We start from the raw sequence: 3,448 nt of genomic DNA, 5'->3' as shown, positions 1-3,448 counted from the left end.
TTCCGGGGCCGGGGGCGGGGGTGTTCGCAGGAGTGGAGGCGAGACGTTCCGAGCTGCCTCAAGGGGCGACGTGGCGGTCATCGACTCCGTGCGTGCGGGGACGCCGAGGGGGACATGGGGGTCTTCGCCAGGCATGTGCGGGGTGTTCCGGGCGGGTGGTGGGTGTTCGCCGGGCCTGGGTCGCTTTCAGGCTTTTTAACTGGAGTGGTCGGCTCCCGGGCCGGTGGTCAGACTGATCGCGGCGGAGGGACGCCCCCTCCTTTCGTCTTCCGGCATCTCGTGCGCCGCCCCAGCGGGAGGAACCTCAATGACTTCGGTATCGGCTGATGTCGAGTTCTGGGCCGACTACCTCGCCGACGGCGGGTTCGCCCCGATCCCGCGCTGGTCCACCTCACCGGCCGCGGACGGCTCCGTGGGCGATGTCTCGGTGAAGCCGTCCCCCTCGGTGCTCGCCGTGGTCGGCCGGGTCGCCGCGGAGCTGGAGGTGGCCCCGCAGGCCGTCCAGCTCGCGGTGCACGCCCGGGCGCTGCGCGCGCTGACCGGTGAGCGGGAGGTGCTGGCCGGTGCCCTGGTCCGGGGTTCGGACGCGGTGCCGGTCCGGCTGGACGCCGAGGACGGCTCCTGGCGGGAACTGGTGCTGCGGGCGCAGCACGTCTGGTCCGAGCTGCCGGTGGAGCAGGCCGTTCCGGTGGCCGCCCTGGAGGATCGCTTCGGCAGCCCGGTGTTCGAGACCCTGGTGGATCTCACCGACGGCTCGGTGCCGATCGAGCTCCCCGCCGGGGTGTGCGTGGCCATCAGCATCGCGGACTCCGAGGTACGGCTGCTCCACCGCACCGGCGTCGCCGACTCCGCGCAGGCCGACCGGCTGATCGGCTACCACCTGACGGCGCTGGGCCTGATGGCCGAGGACCTGGACGCCCACCACCACGAGCAGAGCCTGGTCTCCGCCGCCGAGCGCCACACCCAGCTGGTGGAGCTGGCCGGCCCGCTGCGCCAACTGCCCGACCAGCGCTTCCACGAGCTGTTCGAGGAGCGGGTCCGCGCCCACCCGGACCGCGTCGCCGCGGTGGCCGGCGCGGAGTCCTGGACGTACGCGACGGTCAACTCCCGGGCCAACCGGATCGCCCGGGCGCTCCTCGCGGACGGGCTGGCCGCCGAGGACGTGGTCGCCGTCGTGATGGACCGCGGCCTGGACTGGCTGGCGGCCGTCATCGGGGTGTTCAAGGCGGGCGGCGTGTACCTGCCGATCGAGCCGGACTTCCCGGCCGAGCGGATCACCCAGGTCCTCACCCGCAGCGACTGCACCCGGGCGCTGACCGTCGGGGACGGCGGGCCCCGGCTGGTCCAGGCCCTCGCCGAGCTGCCCGGCACCACCCCGATCGACGTGGCCCGGGTGTACCGCGAGGTCGGGGACGACACCGACCCCAAGGTGGCGGTGGGCGCCGGACAGCTGGCCTACATCTACTTCACCTCCGGCTCGACCGGGCTGCCCAAGGGCGCCATGTGCGAGCACGCCGGCATGCTGAACCACCTCTACGCCAAGATCGACGACCTGGGCATCGAGTCGGACCAGGTGGTGGCCCAGACCGCGCCGCAGTGCTTCGACATCTCCCTGTGGCAGTTGCTGTCCGCCCTTCTGGTGGGCGGGCGCACCCTGATCGTCCCGCAGGACGCGGTGCTCGACGTACCGAGGTACCTGGACACCGTCATCACCGGCGGGGTCGGGGTGCTCCAGGTGGTGCCCTCCTACCTGGAGGTCCTGCTCACCCACCTCGAACAGCAGCCGCGGCCGTTCGGTGCGGTACGGATCGTCTCGGCCACCGGCGAGCCGCTCAAGCGCGAACTCGTCCAGCGCTGGTTCGCCAGCTACCCGGGCATCCCGCTGGTCAACGCCTACGGCCTGACCGAGACCTCCGACGACACCAACCACGAGGTGATGACCGCCCCGCCGGAGGGCGACCGGGTGCCGCTCGGCCCCGCCGTGAACAACGTCCGGGTGTACGTGGTGGACGAACAGCTCGAGCCGGTCCCGCTGGGCGCCCCGGGCGAGATCGTCTTCTCGGGGGTCTGCGTCGGGCGCGGCTACATCAACGACGAGGAGCGCACCCGCGCGGCGTTCGGCTCGGACCCGCACCACCCGGGCGAGCGGCTCTACCGCTCCGGTGACTTCGGACGCTGGCTGCCCTCCGGCAAGCTGGAGTTCCTCGGCCGCCGCGACGCCCAGGTGAAGCTCCGCGGCTTCCGGATCGAGATCGGCGAGATAGAGAACGCGATGCTGCTGGCGCCCGGTGTCCGGGACGCGGCCGTGGTGGTCCTCCCCGAGATCAGCCAGCTGGTCGGCTACTACGCGGCCTCCGAGCCGACCGCCCCCGACCTGGTGCGCGAGACCCTCGCCGGCCGGCTGCCCGCCTATATGGTGCCCGCGGTGCTGCACCCGCTGGAGGCGCTGCCCCTGACGCCCAACGGCAAGATCGACAAGAAGGCCCTGACCCGGCTGGCCGCCGAGTCCGCCGTCTCGGAGACCGAGCACCAGCCGCCGGCCACCGCCACCGAACGCCGGCTGGCCGCCGCCTGGGCCGAGACGCTGCGGATACCCGTGGAACGCATCGGCCGCGACCTCCACTTCTTCGAAAGCGGCGGCAACTCCCTGTCCGCGGTCCGGATGATCGTCAAACTGGACCGGCTGTTCACCGCCCGGGAACTCATGAACCACCCGGTCCTCTCCGACCTGGCCGCGATGATCGACACCCGCGAGAAGTGACCGCCGCAGGCGCCCAGAGGAATCCGGGCCCCACACCAGGGCCGCAGGCGTAGGCCCCTGGACCCGCACGCCCGGGTCCAGGGGTCGGGCCCGCCGGGGCCGTAGAGGTCGGGCCCTGAACGCACGCCACCGACCACAGGGACCGGGTCCCGGACACACGCCACCGACCACAGGAGGCGGGCCCTGAACGTACGCCGGGGCCGCAGGGGTTGGGTCCTGGACGATGACGTGTATTTGTGGCGCTATCACCGAGTTTCCAGCGTTTCGGGGCACTCGCGCCGTAAATATACGGTCCAGGACCCAAGCCCGGAGGCCCAGGCAACCCGGCCACCCAGCGCACACCCCACCCACTGAGCCGTTCGCGGGTCCTTCCCCGCCCCCTCTCGCCCCGAGCCGACGGGCACATACCCGCTCGGGGTATCGTGAGCCCCGACTCGACCCATGGGGAGGTGAGCGGTGCGGCACGGGCAGACCGGATTGGTCTGGGCGGGACGGATACTGCTGCTCACCGCGCTGGTGCTCGGCATCGTCACCATGCACACCCTGGGCCACCTCACCCAGCACGACTCAGGGCATGAGCCCGCGCGCATCGGCATGACCGCGCCCCAGCCCCACCAGCCCATGCCCCCCGGCCGGCACACACCCATGGCCGACGAGGAACACCCAGGCCGCCACACGGCCCCTGAC

Annotated in this window: 1 protein-coding gene and 1 pseudogene; both read left to right on the top strand. The window is 72.2% G+C overall.

Annotated features, from left to right (window positions below):
• Positions 1–307 precede the first annotated feature (307 nt).
• Positions 308–2,761: a non-ribosomal peptide synthetase gene (locus tag E4099_RS30565; protein WP_135342350.1), complete on the top strand. Its 2,454-nt coding sequence runs from the start codon at positions 308–310 to the stop codon at positions 2,759–2,761.
• Positions 2,762–3,217: 456 nt separating this feature from the next.
• Positions 3,218–3,448, top strand: a pseudogene (locus tag E4099_RS30560) (hypothetical protein); the annotation flags it as partial.

This window comes from Streptomyces palmae, from assembly GCF_004684805.1.
Lineage (GTDB): Bacteria > Actinomycetota > Actinomycetes > Streptomycetales > Streptomycetaceae > Streptomyces > Streptomyces palmae.
The sequence above is the reverse complement of the archived record's forward strand: the minus strand, read 5'-3'. Positions and strand labels throughout refer to the sequence as shown.

Bases quoted from the DNA above. Each gene is read 5' to 3' on its own strand.
- E4099_RS30565 (WP_135342350.1), top strand. From the start codon at position 308: ATGACTTCGGTATCGGCTGATGTCGAGTTCTGGGCCGACTACCTCGCC.